Origin of the sequence: Spectribacter hydrogenoxidans, assembly GCF_031846275.1 — a bacterium.
In the GTDB taxonomy this organism is placed as follows: domain Bacteria; phylum Pseudomonadota; class Gammaproteobacteria; order Nevskiales; family Salinisphaeraceae; genus Spectribacter; species Spectribacter hydrogenoxidans.
The window spans coordinates 134,053-151,729 of the sequence record NZ_JAVRIB010000003.1 but is presented as its reverse complement, the minus strand read 5'-3'; the positions used below and the strand labels follow the sequence as shown (position 1 = coordinate 151,729).

The 17,677-nt window shown below is 63.6% G+C and carries 17 protein-coding genes; 6 read left to right on the top strand and 11 right to left on the bottom strand.

Annotated features, from left to right (window positions below; translation table 11 throughout):
• The first annotated feature begins 64 nt into the window (after nt 1-64).
• Genes RM532_RS03885 through RM532_RS03870 form a run of 4 tightly spaced genes read left to right on the top strand, consistent with a single transcriptional unit; the run spans nt 65 to nt 5,071 of the window.
• Nucleotides 65-1,705, top strand: a complete 1,641-nt coding sequence (locus tag RM532_RS03885) for a cbb3-type cytochrome c oxidase subunit I (RefSeq protein WP_311651835.1) — start codon at nt 65-67, stop codon at nt 1,703-1,705.
• Nucleotides 1,702-2,325: a cbb3-type cytochrome c oxidase subunit II gene (locus tag RM532_RS03880; protein ID WP_311651834.1), complete on the top strand. Its 624-nt coding sequence runs from the start codon at nt 1,702-1,704 to the stop codon at nt 2,323-2,325. Before RM532_RS03885 ends, RM532_RS03880 begins: the two co-directional genes overlap by 4 nt.
• Entirely contained in the window at nt 2,322-2,909 is a 588-nt protein-coding gene (locus RM532_RS03875) for a c-type cytochrome (RefSeq protein ID WP_311651832.1), read from the top strand. Before RM532_RS03880 ends, RM532_RS03875 begins: the two co-directional genes overlap by 4 nt.
• A complete protein-coding gene (locus RM532_RS03870) occupies nt 2,906-5,071 on the top strand; it encodes a heavy metal translocating P-type ATPase (protein ID WP_311651830.1) in 2,166 nt (721 codons plus the stop codon). Before RM532_RS03875 ends, RM532_RS03870 begins: the two co-directional genes overlap by 4 nt.
• A 112-nt stretch (nt 5,072-5,183) precedes the next feature.
• Here the strand turns inward: RM532_RS03870 and RM532_RS03865 are convergent, their stop codons facing one another.
• Nucleotides 5,184-6,701 (bottom strand): OmpP1/FadL family transporter, encoded by a 1,518-nt coding sequence (locus tag RM532_RS03865; protein ID WP_311651829.1) that lies wholly within the window; start codon nt 6,699-6,701, stop codon nt 5,184-5,186.
• A 342-nt stretch (nt 6,702-7,043) separates the two neighbouring features.
• On the opposite strand from RM532_RS03865, the gene RM532_RS03860 reads away from it, so the two are divergent.
• The gene (locus RM532_RS03860; protein WP_311651828.1) at nt 7,044-7,943 is read left to right on the top strand and encodes a hypothetical protein; all 900 of its coding nucleotides are present in this window, start codon (nt 7,044-7,046) and stop codon (nt 7,941-7,943) included.
• Nucleotides 7,944-8,022: 79 nt separating this feature from the next.
• Here RM532_RS03860 and soxB read toward each other — a convergent pair whose 3' ends face one another.
• Genes soxB through soxC form a run of 7 tightly spaced genes read right to left on the bottom strand, consistent with a single transcriptional unit; the run spans nt 8,023 to nt 14,669 of the window.
• Nucleotides 8,023-9,732 (bottom strand): thiosulfohydrolase SoxB, encoded by a 1,710-nt coding sequence (gene soxB / locus RM532_RS03855; RefSeq protein WP_311651827.1) that lies wholly within the window; start codon nt 9,730-9,732, stop codon nt 8,023-8,025.
• A 9-nt stretch (nt 9,733-9,741) separates the two neighbouring features.
• The gene (gene soxX, locus RM532_RS03850; RefSeq protein ID WP_311651826.1) at nt 9,742-10,440 is read right to left on the bottom strand and encodes a sulfur oxidation c-type cytochrome SoxX; all 699 of its coding nucleotides are present in this window, start codon (nt 10,438-10,440) and stop codon (nt 9,742-9,744) included.
• 10 nt (nt 10,441-10,450) lie between these two features.
• Complete coding sequence (soxA, locus tag RM532_RS03845) at nt 10,451-11,263, bottom strand: sulfur oxidation c-type cytochrome SoxA (protein WP_311651825.1); 813 nt, start codon at nt 11,261-11,263, stop codon at nt 10,451-10,453.
• 30 nt (nt 11,264-11,293) lie between these two features.
• On the bottom strand, nt 11,294-11,605 hold the full coding sequence (gene soxZ, locus RM532_RS03840) for a thiosulfate oxidation carrier complex protein SoxZ (RefSeq protein WP_311651824.1): 312 nt from the start codon (nt 11,603-11,605) through the stop codon (nt 11,294-11,296).
• Nucleotides 11,606-11,659: 54 nt separating this feature from the next.
• A complete protein-coding gene (soxY, locus tag RM532_RS03835) occupies nt 11,660-12,145 on the bottom strand; it encodes a thiosulfate oxidation carrier protein SoxY (protein WP_311651823.1) in 486 nt (161 codons plus the stop codon).
• Between the two features lie 9 nt (nt 12,146-12,154).
• Nucleotides 12,155-13,339 (bottom strand): c-type cytochrome, encoded by a 1,185-nt coding sequence (locus RM532_RS03830; RefSeq protein WP_311651821.1) that lies wholly within the window; start codon nt 13,337-13,339, stop codon nt 12,155-12,157.
• Nucleotides 13,323-14,669: a sulfite dehydrogenase gene (gene soxC / locus RM532_RS03825; RefSeq protein ID WP_311651820.1), complete on the bottom strand. Its 1,347-nt coding sequence runs from the start codon at nt 14,667-14,669 to the stop codon at nt 13,323-13,325. Before soxC ends, RM532_RS03830 begins: the two co-directional genes overlap by 17 nt.
• 143 nt (nt 14,670-14,812) lie before the next feature.
• Between soxC and RM532_RS03820 the strand changes: the two genes are divergently transcribed.
• Nucleotides 14,813-15,793, top strand: coding sequence for an MBL fold metallo-hydrolase (locus RM532_RS03820; protein WP_311651819.1), 981 nt, complete (start codon nt 14,813-14,815; stop codon nt 15,791-15,793).
• 12 nt (nt 15,794-15,805) lie between these two features.
• Here RM532_RS03820 and RM532_RS03815 read toward each other — a convergent pair whose 3' ends face one another.
• Genes RM532_RS03815 through RM532_RS03805 form a run of 3 tightly spaced genes read right to left on the bottom strand, consistent with a single transcriptional unit; the run spans nt 15,806 to nt 17,676 of the window.
• Complete coding sequence (locus RM532_RS03815; protein WP_311651818.1) at nt 15,806-16,780, bottom strand: sulfurtransferase; 975 nt, start codon at nt 16,778-16,780, stop codon at nt 15,806-15,808.
• A 28-nt stretch (nt 16,781-16,808) separates the two neighbouring features.
• Nucleotides 16,809-17,456, bottom strand: coding sequence for a DUF6969 family protein (locus RM532_RS03810; RefSeq protein ID WP_311651817.1), 648 nt, complete (start codon nt 17,454-17,456; stop codon nt 16,809-16,811).
• Nucleotides 17,457-17,463: 7 nt separating this feature from the next.
• A complete protein-coding gene (locus RM532_RS03805; RefSeq protein WP_311651816.1) occupies nt 17,464-17,676 on the bottom strand; it encodes a hypothetical protein in 213 nt (70 codons plus the stop codon).
• Nucleotide 17,677: the final 1 nt, after the last annotated feature.

The window sequence follows — 17,677 nt, the reverse complement described above, 5'->3', positions numbered from 1 at the left end:
CGCGCAAATGGGCGGCGGCTGATCTGGCTGCAGTCAGCGATGGTTGAATCGAGGGACCACAATCATGAATCCGGCACTTGCTTTTCTTCTGGCCATGACTTTCCTGATCTCCATCGGGGGGTTATTCCTGTTGATCTGGGCGCTGGCCAATGATCAGTTCGCTACCGCCCAGAGTGCGGCGCGCACGATTTTCGCGGAAGGCGAGGAGGGCGTGGTCGAGGACCCGGCGCTTTCATCAGATGCGCGGCAGGCGATGCAGGCCCAGCGTGATGCCGGCCAGCATCAGCCCGATACCGACGAACTCGAATTCCGCATCGAGGCGGACCGGAGTTCCCGTGTTCCGGTGTTGGCCTGGACGGCATCGTCGGTGCTCTGGTTGCTGCTGGGTTCGCTGTTCGGTCTGCTGGCCTCGCTGAAGCTGCATTTGCCCGAACTGCTGGCTAATGAAGCGGTGTTGACCTTCGGCCGTGTGCGCCCGGCCCATCTCAACGTGGTGGCTTATGGCTGGGCCTCGATGGCTGGAGTGGGTGTCGGTCTCTGGCTGATCCCGAGGCTATTCAAGGAGGCACTGGTAGGCGGGGTCTATGCCACAGCCGGAGCCGTGTTCTGGAACCTAGGTATGGTGGCCGGAACGGTTGCGATTCTGGCCGGACATAGCGACGGCCTGGAATGGCTGGAATTCCCCTGGCAGATCGACATTCTACTGGTGCTGGGTGGTGCGCTGGCGGCGGTTCCATTGCTGCTCACCTTGCTCAAACGTCGAGTGCACCATCTCTATGTCAGTAGTTGGTATCTGGTGGCGGCGCTCGTCTGGTTTCCGATGCTGTTCATTACCGGGAACATTCCGGGATTGTTCTCCGGTGTGGAGCAGGCCGCTATGAACTGGTGGTTTGCACACAACGTACTCGGCCTATGGATGACACCGCTAGGGCTGGCAGCTGCCTATTACTTCATACCCAAGATCGTGGGCGCGCCTGTTTACTCCTACTCCTTGTCGTTGCTCGGATTCTGGGCGTTGGCGTTGTTCTATAGCCAGGTCGGTATGCATCATCTGATCGGTGGTCCCGTGCCGACCTGGCTGGTGACGCTGTCGATAGTGCAGAGCGTGATGATGTTTATCCCCGTGTTAGCGGTTGCCATCAATCACCACATGACCGTGGCTGGTCATTTCCGTCTACTGCTGTATTCCCCGACGCTGCGCTTCGTCACGCTCGGCGCCATGATGTATACCTTCGCGTCGGTGCAGGGCTCGCTTGAAGCCTTGCGCAGCGTCAATGTGGTTACGCACTTCACCCACTACACCGTAGCCCATGCTCACATGGGCGTATACGGTTTCCTTTCATTCATTCTGTTCGGTTCCATCTACTTCGTGATGCCGCGCCTGATGGGCTGGGAGTGGCCCTACGCTTGGGCAATTTCGGCCCATTTCTGGCTGGTGTTTATCGGTTTTGGCATCTATTTCTGGCCGCTCAGCGTCGGTGGGTGGTTACAGGGACTGGCGATGCTGGACCCGGCTCGTTCTTTCATGGAGTCGGTCACGTTGACATTACCTTACCTTGAGGCGCGCTCTGTTGGCGGGACGTTGATGACGCTCGGCCACCTGATATTTGCCACTCACTTCTTCATTGCCTTGCTGCGTCAGGGCCCCGAGCGCCAGGGGCCGAGCCTATTGTGGCGGCGATTGCAGTCGGGAGAAGCGACATGACACGGGTATTGGGAATTGCGGCTGGATCGGCACTAATCTTGTTATTTGCCACGCTGCTGATAGTTGTCATGCCTGCAGTACAGTTGCAGTCGTCGCGGAATGTGCCGGAGGCCCTGGAGCCGTATTCGCCGGCAGCCGAGCGCGGCCGCGAAGTCTACATTTCCATGGGTTGTCAGTACTGCCACAGCCAACAGCCGCGAGATCCGGGCCTTGCGCCTGATGGGCAACGAGGTTGGGGCCGACCTTCAGTGCCGCCGGATTACGCATATGACCAGCCTCACTTGCTGGGCACCATGCGCACCGGCCCTGATCTGCTCAATATCGGCGCACGCCAACCCAGCGTCGATTGGCACCTGACCCACTTGTACAACCCGCGAGCCTTGATACCGGACAGTACGATGCCGGCCTTCCGGTTCCTGTTCGAAACCACTGATGTCGTGCTGAATCAGGATCGGGAAGTGAATCTTCCACCGGATTTCAGGCCGGAAGCTGGCCACGTGATTGCGACCCAAGATGCGATGGACCTGGTGCAGTACCTACTAGAGCTTGATCGCACCTACGAGACCGAAGCCATCCCGCAAGCTTCTGCGGAAGGTGCTGACGCGGAGAAAGCGCCATGAGTCAGCAGCATGACCGGGAAGCCCAGGAACGCGAGCGGCAGGACCCGGGTGAGCAAAGCAATCCGCTACCCAGGTTCATGGCGGTTGTGTCCGTGCTGTTCGTGATATGGGGTTTCGGATATTTCTTCCTCAATACCGGCTTTCCGGTCGATGCTGGTGATCAGCGATCGGCCAGAGTGCCGGCATCTGCCTCGGATGAGGTCAGTGGGGCCACTGTCTACGCAGGAAATTGCGCGTCCTGCCATCAAGGCAACGGTCGGGGTGTATCGGGTGCGTTTCCGCCTTTGGCGGCTTCGCGATGGGTAACGGGGGATGCGGCACTTCCGGTGCAGATTCTGCTACATGGCGTCGATGGTGAGATCGAAGTTGCTGGTGAGACGTATAACGGCGTGATGCCGGCGTTTGGCAAGCAACTCTCAGATGCCGAGATCGCGGCGGTTGTCAGCTATATCCGGAATGACTGGGGTAATGACTCGCCCCCGGTAGATGGCTCGTTCGTGCGTGAGCAACGTGATCGCTTTCCCGCGGGCCGCGGTGCCTGGAATGGAGGGGACGGCTTGCGGGCCAACGTCGCTCAGCCTTGACCCGCGATACCGAAGGCTCCGCAATCGACAGCCGGGATACTGCATTTGCCCAGTTCGTGGTGGGAGGCATGTTCTGCAGTGGCTGCGCGGCAACAGTTGAGCGCAGCATCGCCGCGTTTCCCGGTGTACAGCGGGCAGCGGTGTCGTTTGTCGGTGACCTGGCAGTGGTCTGGTTCCACCCCGGTGGCCTCGACGAGGCGGGGTTGAGCCGGAAGGTAAGACGCCTCGGCTACGAACTACGACCCCTGGACAGTGAAGGCAGCGCACGGGAGCGTGACGCATTTTTCAAGAAGGCACGCATTCGTCTCGCGGTGTCCGCATTCTTCGCGCTCTGGACGATGATGGCCAGCCTTCCGGCGTACCTGGAACCGGCGCTTTCACCCGCCTGGTTAGCATCGGCGCTGTCCTGGGCTGCACTCATCCTGTCCCTGCCAGTGATCGTTTATGCAGGCTGGCCGTTTTACCAGCTCGGATGGCGGAGCCTTCGCTCCCGGGCGCCCGGCATGGAAACCCTGATCAGCACCGCGGTACTGGCCGCGGTGGCCGTATCTTTATTCAATCTAGTCCGTGGGGAACCACGCGTTTATCTGGATGCCGCGGTAATGCTCGTGACATTCCAGCTGATTGCACGACTCACGGATTTCGTGGTGCGCCGACGTGCAGGGGACGCGGTCCGGTCACTCATGCGATTGTTGCCGGCGGCGGCGCACAAGCTGAGCGAAAACGGATGGATCGATGTTTCGCCCCGTTCGCTGGTGCGCGGTGACCGCATCGTGGTACGAGCGGGCGAGCGTTCGCCGGTGGATGGTTGCGTCGTCACGGGCCGCGCCCGGGTGGATAGAAGCCTCGTTACTGGCGAATCGTTGCCGGAATTGATGTCGCCAGGAGATGTGGTCGGGGCGGGTGTGCTGGTGCTTGATGCGGGCCTGGAAGTACGGGTCACCGGCATAGACGGCCAACGCGAGATCGATGGCATGGCGCGGGAAGTACGCGCCATGCTTGCCCGGAAAGGCAGCCTGGCGGCTTTGGCCGACCGTATCGCGGGCTGGTTATTGCCGACCCTTTTGATAGCCGCACTGTTGGCCGTGGGTCTGGGGATTGGCGATCTGGAGACCGGTCTGGGCGAGGCATTTAGTCACGGATTGGCGGTCCTGATCGTGACATGTCCTTGCGCGCTTTCCCTGGCGGTGCCGTTGGTGATTGCACGTACCACGGCGCTTGCGAGCCGTCGTGGAATGATTATCCGCGACCCGGCAATCATAGAGACCGGCCGGGATATCGACGAAATCGTCTTCGACAAGACAGGGACCCTGACTCTCGGTCAGCCGGTGCTTACCCATGTGGAGGTGTACGAAGCTTGGACACGGGAGGCAATACTCAGTATTGCCGCGCAAGCCGAGTATGGTGCCACTCACCCACTGGCCCGAGCGATTGGCGAAGCGGCCGGTATAGTTCCGGCGCCGTCGAGACCGGCCGAGCAGGTTGCTGGTTATGGTGTGCGCATAACGGATGATTGGGGTCGTGAAGTGCGGGTCGGTCGCCCGGACTGGGCAGCACCCGATATTGCTATCGGCACGGAGGGTGGGCAGACCTGCGTGGCGGTGGTAGTCGGCGGGAGCATAGCCGGCATGCTCCATTTCTCAGATCAACTGCGCCCGGATGCTCGCGCGATGATCGAGTGCTTGAAAGCGGTCGGTTATCGGGTCTCGATTGCTAGTGGTGATAGCGAGAGCGCGACCCGTGTTGTGGCCCGCGAGTTGGACATCGATCATGTGGCTGAGCTATCACCGGCCGGGAAGCAGCGACTGATTGAAGAGTCGCGCGAGCGCGGTCGCAGAGTTGCGTTTGTCGGCGACGGTATCAATGATGGCCCCGCGCTTGCCTCCGCCGATGTCGGCATCGCCGTGACTCGCGCCAGTGACCTCGCGCTGAGCGCTGCCGCGATTGGCTTGGTACGCATGGAGGCGACTTCGATCCGCGACGCGTTGGCGCTGATTCGCCACTCATCGGCTATTCTTCGCCATGGGTTGGCTTGGGCGATGGTCTATAACGCGGTGCTGCTGCCGGCGGCTATCATTGGATTCATTGCCCCGGTTATGGCTGCCGTGGCAATGTCTTTGAGTACAATCTCGGTACTTGTCAATAGCCTAAGGGTTAGATGAGCGGCATACGCTGTGATACGCAAAAAGAGCTGTCGAGCGGCGAACCGCCCGACAGCGAGCACGGAGGAATCGTTTCGGCCGGGCCGTGGTGGCCGGGCCGGTTGGTCTGAGGTCAGTCGTACCGGAAGTTCACGCCGAAGGTGAGCTCCACCTGGTACATGGACAATTCAATATCCTGGTCGTTCGGGTCAGTACCGAAGTTCGGGCCGCCATTGAGCAGTGACAGGGCGCCGCCCTCAACGTTGCTCAACGGATTCTTGCCGGTCACGGTGTTGTCGGCCGCGTACATCACGGCGAAGTCGAACCCGATGCGATTGCTGTACTGCCAGGTCAGGCCGGCGGTGTAGTGATGCTCCGGCACCGCCGGGGCAAGGATGTTGAACAGCACTTCGGAACTCTGGATCGGCTGAGTGTTATTGCTATAGCCGACCCGGTAGGTGAAGTCACCGCGCTGGTATTCATAGCCGAACTTGTAGGTGGTCACGTCATGCCAGCCGAAGCCGGGGCCGTTCTCACCGCCGAGGCAGGTGTCGAAATCAACCGGTCCGCCCAGCAGGATCGGGCGGGCGCAGCCGTTGACGAACTGGTTGGGGTTTAGATCGTCACCTACCGAGGACACCTCGTTGAAGTTGATCCGCTGGTAGTCGATGGCGATGCGGTGGTTGTGCGAGGGAATCAGCGCGATGCCGACATTCCACGTGGACGGGATGTCGAACGCGCCATCCTTCTGGAACAGCCCGCGGTACTCGTCGAAGTTCGTCATCTCGATGTGGCTCTGATACGACGCGCCGAATCGCAGCCAGGAGGCCAGCTCGTAGGTCATGCCGACCCGGGCACCGCCGCCGAAGGAAAATTCGGTGCCATTGTTGGTAACCCGATCCGGGTTCTCCGAAAAACGCGCGAACGCCTGCAGCCCCCAGGACTGGAAACGCTGAGCGACGAAGATGGGCGAAATGCCCAGGCTGAGCCGGTCGCCGAATTCGCGGGCGTAGGTGGGCACCACGAACAGCTGGATCAGGTCCACGCCCGGGTCGGACTGCTCGCCGCCGCAGAGTCCGAACACACCGGGCGACCCCACATTGGCGCCGCCGCCGAACGAGCCTTCACAGGTTTCCTGCAGCGGCAGGATCTGGGCGGCGTCGCCGGCCGCGAACGTGGCCCGGCCGCGGTCGTACTCCGTATTCAGCCCGCCATTACCGTAGACCGTAATGCCCCAGACGGACTTGTCGTCGATGCGCCAGGAAAACGCCATGCCCGGAATCGGGAACAGCTCGTGCTTGCTGCGCACCTCGTCCATGGGGCGGCCGTCCTCGTCCAGTCGGTTGATCTGGAACAGGCCGGAACCCGAGACCGGCGTGATGTCCGGTTCGTTCTTGACCGTGAAGTCCCGCATCGGGCTGAACAGGCTGAAATTGAAATCCATCCGGTCGCCCACGCGGGTAAGCAGGGCCGGATTGATTGACCCAACAAAAGCATCGGAACCCAGCGCGGTACCGGCGCCGGCCATGCCGCGTTGCTGGGCACTGTAGCCGTGGGCGAAGTAGCCGTTGGTGGCCAGCGCGCTGCCGGTGGTCATCAGGCCCATCGCCAGAATGGCGCCCTGGAATCCCCGTTGGTATGTCTCCCTCATCGCACCTCTCCTGCATTGATTGTTCGCGTGTCGCCCGCTTCGATCCGGGTCTGAAAGTACACTCGAGTCCCGTCGTGACGGGGTTACCCTGTCTTGATTTACCGCGTATCGACGTCCGGAGAATCGACTTCGATCGGGGATATTTATCGGTCGATTAACAGTATCATAAATTCGTGGCATTGTACCCCTACCGGTATAGCGTCGGCTTGGGCTTCCGGCAGCGTAAACGCTGGCCGATGCATTCCCTCGATATATACAGGCGGGGGTAATAATGGCTGCGGTGTCGCGTGAGGTTTGCCGCGAATGCCGGCAGCATGGCAATGGTGCAAAGGGAGGAGAGACATGAAACGCTTGATGATCATTCTGATGACGGGCCTGGGCCTGCTGGGCAGTGGCCAGGTGCTGGCCCAGGGGCTGCAGCCCTATGTGCTGGCCTATGGCGACAAGACCTCGGTGGAAGACGAGGTCAAGCGGGTCAGGAACAAGCTCGAGAACGGCGACTTCGAGATCGTGGGGGAGTACAGCCCCTATGAGAACGCGCACGTGATCGGATTCACCTCGCCGGCGCTGCAGTCGGCGGCCGCCGCCAGCGGGGCCAAGGGCGGTTACGGGGCAGTGCTGCATGCCAGCGTGACCCGGGTGGGCGATTATTCGCAGGTGGTGTACCTGAACCCCGAATACATGGCGGCTGCCTACCGCATGGATGCGGATCTGGCCGATGTGGCGGCCCAGCTCAAGAAATCGGTGGGCGCGGGCAAGCTGTTCGGTACCGACGAGGAGAGAACGGCGGAAGACCTGCGCGAGTACCACTACATGTTCGGCATGGAATACTTCGACGACCCGTACGAACTGGCTGAGTTCGACAGCCACGAAACTGCCGTGGCCACGGTGGAGAAGAACATCAAGGCCAACATCGGCGGGGTTGATCTGGTTTATCGCGTCGATATTCCCGATGCCCAGCAGACGTTGTTCGGGGTGTCGCGGGCCAACGCGTCGGACGACAATGCCAATGACGCGAAGATTCTGCGGGATGTGGTGGACGAGAAGTTCAACACCAAGACCACCGCCTATCTGCCGTATCAGATCCTCGTGACCGGCAACAAGGCGGAGGCTTTGCACATGCGCTTTCGCATGGCGATCTGGCATCCGGACCTGACCATGCTGACCTTCGGCAAGATCATCAGCAGCCCGGGTGCGATTGACGATCTGCTCACCAGCGTGGCCAACGGCGGCGAGGAATAGGCGCGTCGACCACGCGTAAAAAAGCCGCCACCCGGAAAGCCGGGTGGCGGCCTGTCGGCCGCCGCACGGGGAGAGGCGGTCAAACGATGCCCTTGTTGCCCTCCAGGCCGATAATCCGCGGCCGATTGGGTTCGCGCTCGGTGATGGTCTTCTTGTCCCGCAGCCAGTCCCCCACCACGTCCCAGATCGGCTCGCCTTCGGGAATGTCGTTGACCGAGGCCCAGCCGGCTACCCGGTAGGTCCGGTCGGCCTGCACCGGCTCGCCGTCGATGCGCATGTCGCGGATGCGCTTGCCCATTTCGGCGGTCGGCGCAATGGCATAGGTCAGGCCGCCCACGCGCACCATGTCGCCGCCCTGCTGGAAGTAGGGGTCGACGTTGAACAGGTTGTCGGCCACGTCTTCCAGCACCAGCTTGAGGCGCTCGCCGGTCATGTCGTTGCGCGTGGTGGTGGGGTAGGTGATGGCGGTCTGATCCATCAGCCGTTCCATGGTGATGGCATCGCCCGGTAGCAGCGAGGTACCCCAGCGGAAACCGGGGGACAGCGCCACGTCGGCGTCCTTCATCTCCATCAGGGCATCGACAATCAACTGGTCGAAGGTACCGTTGAAGTTGCCGCGCCGGTAGAGCACGTCCTCGGTGACCGCCAGTTCTTCGGCCAGTTTGTCGGCGTAGGGCTCGCGGATCTTCGTGATCAGCGCGTCCATGTCGGGGTCGGCCGGCAGCATGTCGGCGAACACCGGCAGCAGGCGATACTGCCAGTCCCGGATCTTGCCGTCGGCGACGTCGAAGTCGAGCACGCCCAGGAATTTGCCGTTGCTGCCGCCGTTGGCGACGATCGTCTCGCCGCCATCGTTCTTGACCACCTGCGGGCGGGGCACGGCGTCGTGGGTGTGGCCGCCCAGGATCGCGTCCAGACCGGTCACGTTTGATGCCAGCTTGAGGTCCACGTCCATGCCGTTGTGCGACAGCAGTATCACCACCTGCGCCCCTTCCTTGCGCGCGGCGTTGATGTTGTCCTGCAGGTCGGATTCGCGGATGCCGAAGTTCCAGTTCGGCATCATGTAGCTGGGATTGGCGATCGGCGTGTAGGGAAAGGCCTGCCCGAGCACGGCCACCGGCACGCCGTTCATCTCGCGCATGGTGTAGGCCTTGAAGATCGGGTCGCCGAAGCCGGAATCGCGCACATTCTGGGCCAGGAAGTCGATCTTCCCGTCCAGGTCATTCTCGACCAGTTCCAGCACCCGCTCGTCGCCCAGGGTGAACTCCCAGTGGCCGGTCATGGCCTCGACACCGAGTTCGAGGCTGGCGTCGACCATATCCTGGCCTTTCGTCCACAGGGCGGTCGCCGAGCCCTGCCACAGGTCGCCGCCGTCCAGCAGCATGGCGTCCGGCCGCTCGCTGCGCATCTGCCTGACCAGCGTGGCCAGATGCGAAAAGCCGCCGACCCGGCCGTAACGGTTAGCCGCCTCGGCGAAGTCGAGGCAGGTCATGGCGTGGGCGTCGATCGAGCCCGGCTCGACGCCGAATTCGTTCAGGAAATGCTGGCCCACGAGATGCGGTGGGCGGTTGCGCGCGGCGCCCAGCCCGATGTTGACCGCGGGTTCGCGGAAGTAGACCGGGCGCAACTGCGCATGGGTGTCGGTCATGTGCAGGAAGTGCACATTGCCCTTTGCCGGCACATGGTAGAACTCGCCGCTTTCGGGACGTGCCGCGGCACGCAGGTTGTGGACGGGCAGGCCGGCTGCGGCAGCCGCCGCCAGCATGCCGAGAAATTCACGACGCTGCATGGAAATGTCCTATGGCTTGCGGTTGACCGGGGAGTCGGGGTCCAGCAGATAGGCCATTACGTCCTTGAGCTGCTGCTCGGTGAGGATGCCGGCATCGCCGAACCGCGGCATGTGGGAGCAGGCGTTGAACGCGTGCGGATTCCACAACTTGTCCCAGGTGTACGTGAGCATCTGCTCGCTGGTGCCGCGCTGGCCGTAGTTGGTCAGGGAGGGGCCGAGCGTGCCGTAGGCGACTTCTTCCGGGTCGAGCTGGTGGCAGGCGTAGCAGTTGCCGCCATTGGGTTCGTCCGGATCGTCGCTGTACTGCATCCCGGTGCCGGTCTGGGCGATGGTCTCGCCGGCTTTCCAGTCGCCGAGGTAGTTGCCGTCCTCGGGGTAGGTCACACCTGCCTTGGCGGCGGCGCGAATGGCTTCGGCCTGCTCGCCGCCGGGACTGGCGCCGCCGACTTCGCTGCAGGTGACCTGCATCTCGGACTGTTTCAGCCGGTCCATGCCGACGCCGTTTCGCGGTTCAAGCGAGGATTCGAGCATGGCGGTGACGTCGACCGCGGGGGTTCCGACTTTGGTGGAATCCTCGGCCGCGGCATTGCCGCCATTGCTGTCGGAATCTGCCGCGGTCGATGCGGTGTCGGGCCCGCTCTCGCTGCAGCCGGTCAGCGCCAGGGTCAGGCCGGCGAGCGCGGATAGAACTGTTTGACGAGTACGCATTCGACCGCTCCTAACGCTTCAGGCCGGGGGCTGCCATGGTGCCGCCGTTGGCGTTGACGCCCATGTAGGTGATGATGCTGACGGCGGCTTCCGAGCCCACCTTGAGCATTGGCAACCGCTGCTGACGCATGCAGTTGCGCATGCGCCATTCCATCGTCCGTACCACGCCCTGCGAAATCCGGTAGGCCGGCCAGTCGGGATAGGAAGACCGCGCGCCCTCGGCCGTGGTCAGGTTGGGCAGGTCCTGCAACCGCACGCGCTTGTCGTCCTGCCGGTGGCAGGTGGCGCAGGCAAAGTCGTACGGCCCGGCGCGATGCCAGAACAGTGCTTCGCCGGCCGTGTAGGCCTGCTTCTCGGCCGGGTGCGACTGCGGTATGTCGATGGTCTTGCCTTCCGATTCACTGGCGACGTAGGCGGCCAGGGCTTCGAGCGTGCTGTCGGTCTCGCCGCGTCCCGAGTAGGGGTCGGCGGTGATCTCGTCCCGGTCGAAGCCCTGGAGTTCCACCATGCAGTGAATCAGCCGGGTTTCCAGGTCCATGACCCGGTCGGCATCCTCGAAGTAGCGGGGCAGCTGTGCGTAGGCACCTTCCATCTTGCCCGGGCCCAGGCCCAGGTCGCACTGCTCCAGCGATACCTCGTTGGGGCCGCGGGCTTCGGACCAGATGGCGGCGCCTTCATCGATCACGAACACGGCGGGGTTGTCGTCCCCGAACATCTCGCGGTACTCACTGAAGGTACTGTCGTCCTGGGCGAATGCCGCAGACAGGGTCAGCCCGCACAGGGGCATTGCCAGGGCGGTTAGTAGTCTCGGCTTGCGTGCCATGGCGGTCTCCCGGCTCGAGTGGCGTATCGATCAGCGAATCGATGTCGTGGTTTCGGCCGTCTCGCCCTTGTTGTCCTTCCAGGCAACCTTGAGCTTGTCACCCTTGTCGGCACCCTGGAAACGGAATGACAGGAAGGGGTTCTGCGATACGGCCGCGCCCCACTGACTTTCCATCACGGTGCGATCGCCGACCGTGGCGGTGACATGGGTGATGAAGTGGGCGGGAATGGTTTCCCCGGCGTCGTCCTTGCGCAGCCCGGTTTCCATCGGGTGCTGCATCAGGACCTTCACTTCGGTGTTATCGCCCTTTTTCTGGGCTCGAATGCGCATGCGTCCAGCCATGGGTGGCCTCCTGAAATCGTTGACGTGCCTGAGCGTATATTGCCGGTGGCGGGATCAGCCGCCGCAACCGCCCAGCGTGACCTTGGTTTCGTTGGCGGTCATGTAGAGCTTGCCGTCCGCCTTGACCACAGCGTAGATGTCGCAGGTCTGCGCGACCTTGACGCGGGTCTGCACGAAAGCTTCCGTGTTGTCCGGAATCATGAAGCCGCCGGCCAGGGGATTCGGGTTCTTTTCCACCAGCAGCCAGATCTGTTCGGTGCCGGGCAGCTTGCTCGTGACCGATACCGGCACCACCGCGCCGTTCTCGGCGATATCCGGGGTTTCCAGATCGATCTGATCACTTTTCTCGGGCTTGCCGCCCAGGGCCGCGAAGGTGGCGTCCAGGGCTTCGGTCTTGAACGCGTCCTCGGGGCGGGCGAACTTCGCGAGGGCCTGCAATGGCCAGGTGCCGGCTGTCGCCAGCACGCCCAGCGCGCCGCCAGCCTTCAATATGACTCGTCGCTTGAAATCCATGTTGATCACTCCGTTGTCGGTATTCATGAGTCCAGATTAATTCGAATCGCCGCTCGCCAGCCATTCGGCCAGGGCGGCGATATCCTCATCCGGAATCTCGGATTGCGGCGGCATGGGTATCTGGCCCCATACCCCCTTGCCACCGTTGCGGATCTTGTCCGCCAGATAGGCCGCGGCGTCGTCGCGGTCGGCGTACTTGTCGCTGATGGCGGCAAAACCAGGTCCCACCAGCTTGCCGTCCATCTGATGACAGCCGGTACAGCCGTACTCGCCGGCCAGCGCCATAGCGGTATCGGCGGTCATGCCGTCATCCGCCGGGGCGGGCGCGGTGTCGCCGGTCGCGGTCTGCTCGTTGCCGGCGGATGCCGGTTCCACGCCGGCCTCTTCGGCTTCCTCGGCGGTATCGATGCCGGGCGTGGCGGTGTAGGGACGCATCTGCTGCGCCAGATTGCCGTTGGCCCCCTTGGCGTAGTCCGGGATAGAGGACAGGATTTCGACCTCGTCGTCACAGTCCGTCATGCAGGCCACGTTGGCGGTATCCGGCTCGCCGTCGATTTTCCAGAGGCCGTGATCGCGGGTCATGCCGTTGCGGTTGGGCATCTTCGCCTGGATGTCGTCGATGTTCTCGTGCGACAGCGTAAACTCGTAATCGACGATGTAGGCCAGATTGAGAAGATAGGCGAGCACCGCATACACCTCGTCATCCGACAGCGACTTGGGATTGTTCCAGGGCATGGCCCGATGAATGTAGTCCCACAGGGTCGAGACGGTACTGACCTTCATGAAGGTGGTGCGGACCCGTGCCGGATCGTTGAGTGCTTCCACCCGGCCGTTTTCGATGTCTTCCTCGGTGACGTTGCCCAGCACCAGCGGGGTGAAGACCTCGTTGGAATCGCCGAAATCGCCGTGGCAGCTGCTGCACTGGGCAAGCCAGACTTCCTCGCCTTCCTCGACCGAGCCCGATCCGGGTGGCAGGCCCTTGAAGTCGGGGCGCACGTCGATGTCCCAGGCGTCGATCTCGGCCGCCGTGGCGGCGCGGCCCACATCGCCGTACTTGCCCTGCCAGGGGCTGGGCGAGGGTTGGGTGGCCGCCATGTCCGGCTGGTCGTCGTTGCCTGTTTGAGCGGCCTCCGCCTCGGCTACTGGTGCTGTGTCGGCGCCACAGCCGGCCAGGGCCGCCAACAGGCCGAGCAGCGCGAGACGATTAACCCACGTGCACATTGGCCACCTCCCCGTTCTCCGCGACCTGCCAGGACTGGATGGCGTTGTTGTGATAGATCGACCGTGAGCCGCGCGCGTCCCGCAGCTGGCTGTAGGTCGGCTGCACGAAACCGGTGCTGTCGATGGCACGGCTCTGCAGGATGGCGGGCCCGCCTTCCCAGACCCAGTCGATGTTGAAGCGCGTCAGCGCCTTGGGCAGCACCGGCTCTTCCAGGCGCGCGGTATGCCAGTTCCGGCCGCCGTCGACGGACACGTCCACCCGCTTGATATGGCCGCGGCCGGTCCAGGCCAGGCCGGATACGTTGTAGTAGCCATTGGTCAGCAGCTTCTGGCCGCCGGACGGGGTGGTGATCACCGACTTGGCCTCGTGGATGGAGGTGTACTGGCGCTGCATGCCGTCCGGCATCAGATCGACGTAGTGCGAAGTTTCATCCTTGGTGGCATAGGGCTGGTCGCCAACTTCAAGCCGCCGCAGCCACTTGACCCAGGACACGCCCTGGACCCCCGGCACCACCAGGCGCAAGGGATAGCCGTTTTCCGGTCGCAGCATCTCGCCGTTGGAGCCGTAGGCCACCATGGCATCGTCCAGCGCCCGCTCGATGTCGATGGTGCGGGTCATGCTGGATCCGTCGGCGCCCTCGGCCAGCAGATACTTCGCCTTCTTTTCGTCGAAGCCGGCGTCCTCGAGCAGGGTGGACAGCAGCACACCGGTGTATTCGTTGCCCGAGAGCATGCCGTGGGTGTACTGCACGGTGGGCACCGCGGCGTTGCCCCATTCCATGGCGGAATTGGCGCCGCATTCGACGAAGTGGATGCGCGACACCGAGGGCAGGCGCATCAGATCGTCCATGGTGTAGACACGTGGCTTGTTCACCAGCCCGTTGATCATCAGCCGGTGCTTTGCGGGATCGATATCCACCCAGCCCTGGTGGTGGCGTTCGAAATGCAGGCCGCTGGCGGTGATGATGCCGAACATGCCTTGCAAAGGGCTGAAGGCCACGTTGGCCTGATCGGTGGCCGCCAGGCCGGGACTGGTACGGCGCACCAGATTGGATTCGTATTTGGAGGGCTGCCCGTAAGGATTGTGGGCCACGGGATAGCCGAGTTTCTTGCTCCAGGGCGGCAGATTCAGGATGTGCTCGTCGCCGTCACCGGCTGCCATCGCCGCCGGCGCCGCCATGGCCGCGGTGGCGGCCAGAAAGCTCTTGCGGATGAATGACCGGCGATCCTCGTCGATCTGGCCCCGCCGGATGGCGTCGAGGCTGTCGGCATCGAGAAAATTCTCCGGTGCCGGCCGGATGCGCCCCGTTCGGACCTTGCTTCGATCCATGTTCCAGCCTCCTCTCGCCATGGCTCGCGGCGCCTGTCGCATGCGCCTTGTCTTGCTTTACTCAGCGACTGCCGCAACGCTTGCGGAACGACAGCCACTCGATGTACACATACCCCCTAGTGTATCTCACAACGAAGCCATCGATGCAAACCCCGCGACGCCTGCTGTTCACCACCATCGGAGCCCTTGTGTGGGCGGCGTCCTGGCAAACGGGGGCGAGCGGTTCGTCGTCCGCGGTGATCGACCTAACGCCGGTTCGCCTGACCGAACGGACCTGGTTCTTTCGCGGAGCACTGGACGCCGTTTCCCGGGGCAACCGTGGCTTCATGAGCAATGCCGGTTTCGTGGTCACGGACGACGGCGTGGTGGTATTCGATGCCCTGGGTACCCCGGCCCTGGGGCGGGCGATGATCAAGGCTGTTCGCGAGGTGACGGACCAGCCCATCCGCCGCGTGATCGTCAGCCACTACCATGCCGATCACATGTATGGGTTGACTGCCTTCCGTGACATCGGTGCGCAGATATGGGCGCGTGGCGAGGGGCGTCGCTATCTGGCCTCCGATGGCGCCCAGCGCCGGCTGGTCCAGCGCCGGGATATGCTGGGCCCCTGGATGGGCGATCAGTCGCCGCTGGTGCCGGCCGACCGCTGGCTGGCGCTGCCGCGGGGTGAGCGCAAGTCATTCCGCATGGGCGGGGTCGAGTTCGTGCTGATCAGCGCCGGTTTCGCTCATGCCCGCGACGACCTGATGCTGCTGGTGCCGGACGAGCAGCTGATGTTTGCCGGCGATATCTACGCGGCCGGGCGCATCCCGTTCGTCGAGGATGGGGATACCCGGGGCTGGCTGACCGCGATGCAGCAGATGGAGGACGCCGCGCCGACGATCGTGGTGCCCGGCCACGGCCGGGTGTCGCGTGACCTGGACGAGGATATCCGCCTGACCCGTGACTACATCCGCTTTCTGCGCCAGCGAATGCGCGCGGCGGTAGAGAATTTCGTGCCGTTCGAGCAGGCCTATGACAGCACCGACTGGTCGCGCTTTGCCGACCAGCCGGCGTTCGAGGCCGCCAATCGCGGCAACGCCTACAGCGTCTACCTGGAAATGGAGCAGGCGGTTCTGGAATAACGGCGGACGGCTTCAGTCGCTGAGACCGACCACGTCCTTGCCGCCCAGCGTGGTCCACTCCAGCATCGACCCGTCGTAAAGCCGCGCGTTGTCCACGTCCAGGATCTCGCTGACGATGAACCAGGCGCCGGATGCCAGGTGACCGGTGTTGCAGTAGGCGATGGTGCCGGGCTCGGCGCTGATGCCGGTCTTGCGGAATATCTGGCGGTATTCGTCGGTGCTCAGGAACATCGCGGCCGGACCCTGGCTCCGGGTGCGCAGATCCAGCGGCAGGTTGTGGGCGCCGCGCAGATGGCCGGCGGCCCTGACCGAGGACTTCTTCGAAACCCCGAGGAACTGCTGAGCGGTGCGGGCATCCACCAGTGGCGTGCCGTCGTCGAGCGCCCCGGCCACGTCATCATATTCGGCGATCAGCTCGCGGCGGGGCTCGCCCGCCGTCCAGTCCCCGCCGCCGGTGGCCGCGGCGTCGGTGCTGGCCTCGAAACCGGCGCTCAGCCAGGCCGCGTTGCCGCCGTTGAGGATGGCGACCTCGTCCTCGCCGAAATACTTCAGCGTCCAGTAAACCCGCGCGGCCCCGTCCATCTCGGCCGTGCTCTGCCCGGGATTGGTGATCACGATGGGGCGGTCGCCATCGACGCCCGCCTTGCGCATCAGCGCCTGAAATGCGCTTGCCTCCGGGACCCGGCCGCCGATCTTGTGACCCCGGACGTCCCGCTCGACCCGCACGCGGGCGTAGTCGAGCAATCGTGCACCGGGGATGTGGCCGCCCACCTGAGTCACGTAGCGCTGGCCGTCATCGGTGGTGCCGTACTCCGGTGGCTGGGTGAAACCGTCCAGCCAGTTGCGGACATCCACGACGGTCACACCGTCGCGGTGCTCGTGCAGCCACCGGGCGTCGACCAGCGGACCGGGCAGCGTGGCCGCCTGCGTGGGCGCGCAGGCACTCAGCAGCAGGGTGGCGGCAAGCGTGATCAACGGCTGTTTCATCGGGTTCACCATGAGTGGTCGGGTGTTGTCAGATATCCAGTGCCGCCACGCTGTCTTCCAGCGAGACAGGCTCCGACGTCAAGACATGCAGGCGGCGGTCGTCGAGCAGATTGGGTCGCGGCCCCCGGCTGGCCAGGTCCGTCAGTCGCTGGTCGCGGGCCTTGATGACCCGCTCGATCTGTGGCCGGAACAATACTGTCATTGCCGCCAGCCAGTCGGCCACCGCGAGCAGTTCGGAGGTGGTCGGGGCAACACGGAAGCCGTCGAGCGCGTCCAGTACGTCGGGGGCCGGCCGCCAGATTTCGTCGGTCACCCAGCGATTGGTGGTGAACACCCGCAACGGCAGGCCGCGCGCGTCCACTGACAGGGCGACCAGATGCGTCAACGGTTCGCGTTTGTCCGCGTCGGCGGCGCCGGCGCGCACAAAAAGATGGAAGTGGCCGTGTTCGCCCCAGGCCGCCGGCATGTCCCGGTGGCAATGGTAGAAGAACCGGTACCCGGTGGCGGTATCGCGAGCGTCCCTGGGCGGGTAGTGGGTCCACTCACCGGGCTCGGCGGTGTCCCCCATCACGGCGGAGACCACGCTGACGCCATCCTGGGCCAGCATGATCATGCGGTCGATTGCGGTTTGCGCCGCGTCCAGCCGACGCTGCTTGTCCGCTTCCGCGACCGTCAATGCCGGATCAGCCGCCCGCGCAGGGGTTGCTCGGCCGCTGACCGGTCGCGCCGGCGCAGGGATTGGCGGGTTTCTCCGACGCGGTCTTCTGCGAATCCGTGCTGGATGCGTCGCCCTGCTCCGAGGAGCAGCCGGCCATGGGCGCCATGCTGCCCAGAGCCAGGGCCAGGGCGGAGAGCTGTGCCGTCAGGCGGCCAGCATTCTTGCCAGACTGTTTCATT

Excerpts from the sequence above, each read along its gene's own strand:
- soxB (WP_311651827.1), bottom strand. The coding sequence starts at position 9,732 with ATGCAGCGTCGTGAATTTCTCGGCATGCTGGCGGCGGCTGCCGCAGCC.
- RM532_RS03805 (WP_311651816.1), bottom strand. The coding sequence starts at position 17,676 with ATGAAACAGTCTGGCAAGAATGCTGGCCGCCTGACGGCACAGCTCTCC.
- RM532_RS03820 (WP_311651819.1), top strand. The coding sequence starts at position 14,813 with ATGCAAACCCCGCGACGCCTGCTGTTCACCACCATCGGAGCCCTTGTG.
- RM532_RS03815 (WP_311651818.1), bottom strand. The coding sequence starts at position 16,780 with ATGAAACAGCCGTTGATCACGCTTGCCGCCACCCTGCTGCTGAGTGCC.
- RM532_RS03860 (WP_311651828.1), top strand. The coding sequence starts at position 7,044 with ATGAAACGCTTGATGATCATTCTGATGACGGGCCTGGGCCTGCTGGGC.
- RM532_RS03830 (WP_311651821.1), bottom strand. The coding sequence starts at position 13,339 with ATGTGCACGTGGGTTAATCGTCTCGCGCTGCTCGGCCTGTTGGCGGCC.
- soxY (WP_311651823.1), bottom strand. The coding sequence starts at position 12,145 with ATGAATACCGACAACGGAGTGATCAACATGGATTTCAAGCGACGAGTC.
- RM532_RS03875 (WP_311651832.1), top strand. The coding sequence starts at position 2,322 with ATGAGTCAGCAGCATGACCGGGAAGCCCAGGAACGCGAGCGGCAGGAC.
- soxA (WP_311651825.1), bottom strand. The coding sequence starts at position 11,263 with ATGGCACGCAAGCCGAGACTACTAACCGCCCTGGCAATGCCCCTGTGC.
- RM532_RS03865 (WP_311651829.1), bottom strand. The coding sequence starts at position 6,701 with ATGAGGGAGACATACCAACGGGGATTCCAGGGCGCCATTCTGGCGATG.
- soxX (WP_311651826.1), bottom strand. The coding sequence starts at position 10,440 with ATGCGTACTCGTCAAACAGTTCTATCCGCGCTCGCCGGCCTGACCCTG.
- RM532_RS03880 (WP_311651834.1), top strand. The coding sequence starts at position 1,702 with ATGACACGGGTATTGGGAATTGCGGCTGGATCGGCACTAATCTTGTTA.
- RM532_RS03885 (WP_311651835.1), top strand. The coding sequence starts at position 65 with ATGAATCCGGCACTTGCTTTTCTTCTGGCCATGACTTTCCTGATCTCC.
- soxC (WP_311651820.1), bottom strand. The coding sequence starts at position 14,669 with ATGGATCGAAGCAAGGTCCGAACGGGGCGCATCCGGCCGGCACCGGAG.
- soxZ (WP_311651824.1), bottom strand. The coding sequence starts at position 11,605 with ATGGCTGGACGCATGCGCATTCGAGCCCAGAAAAAGGGCGATAACACC.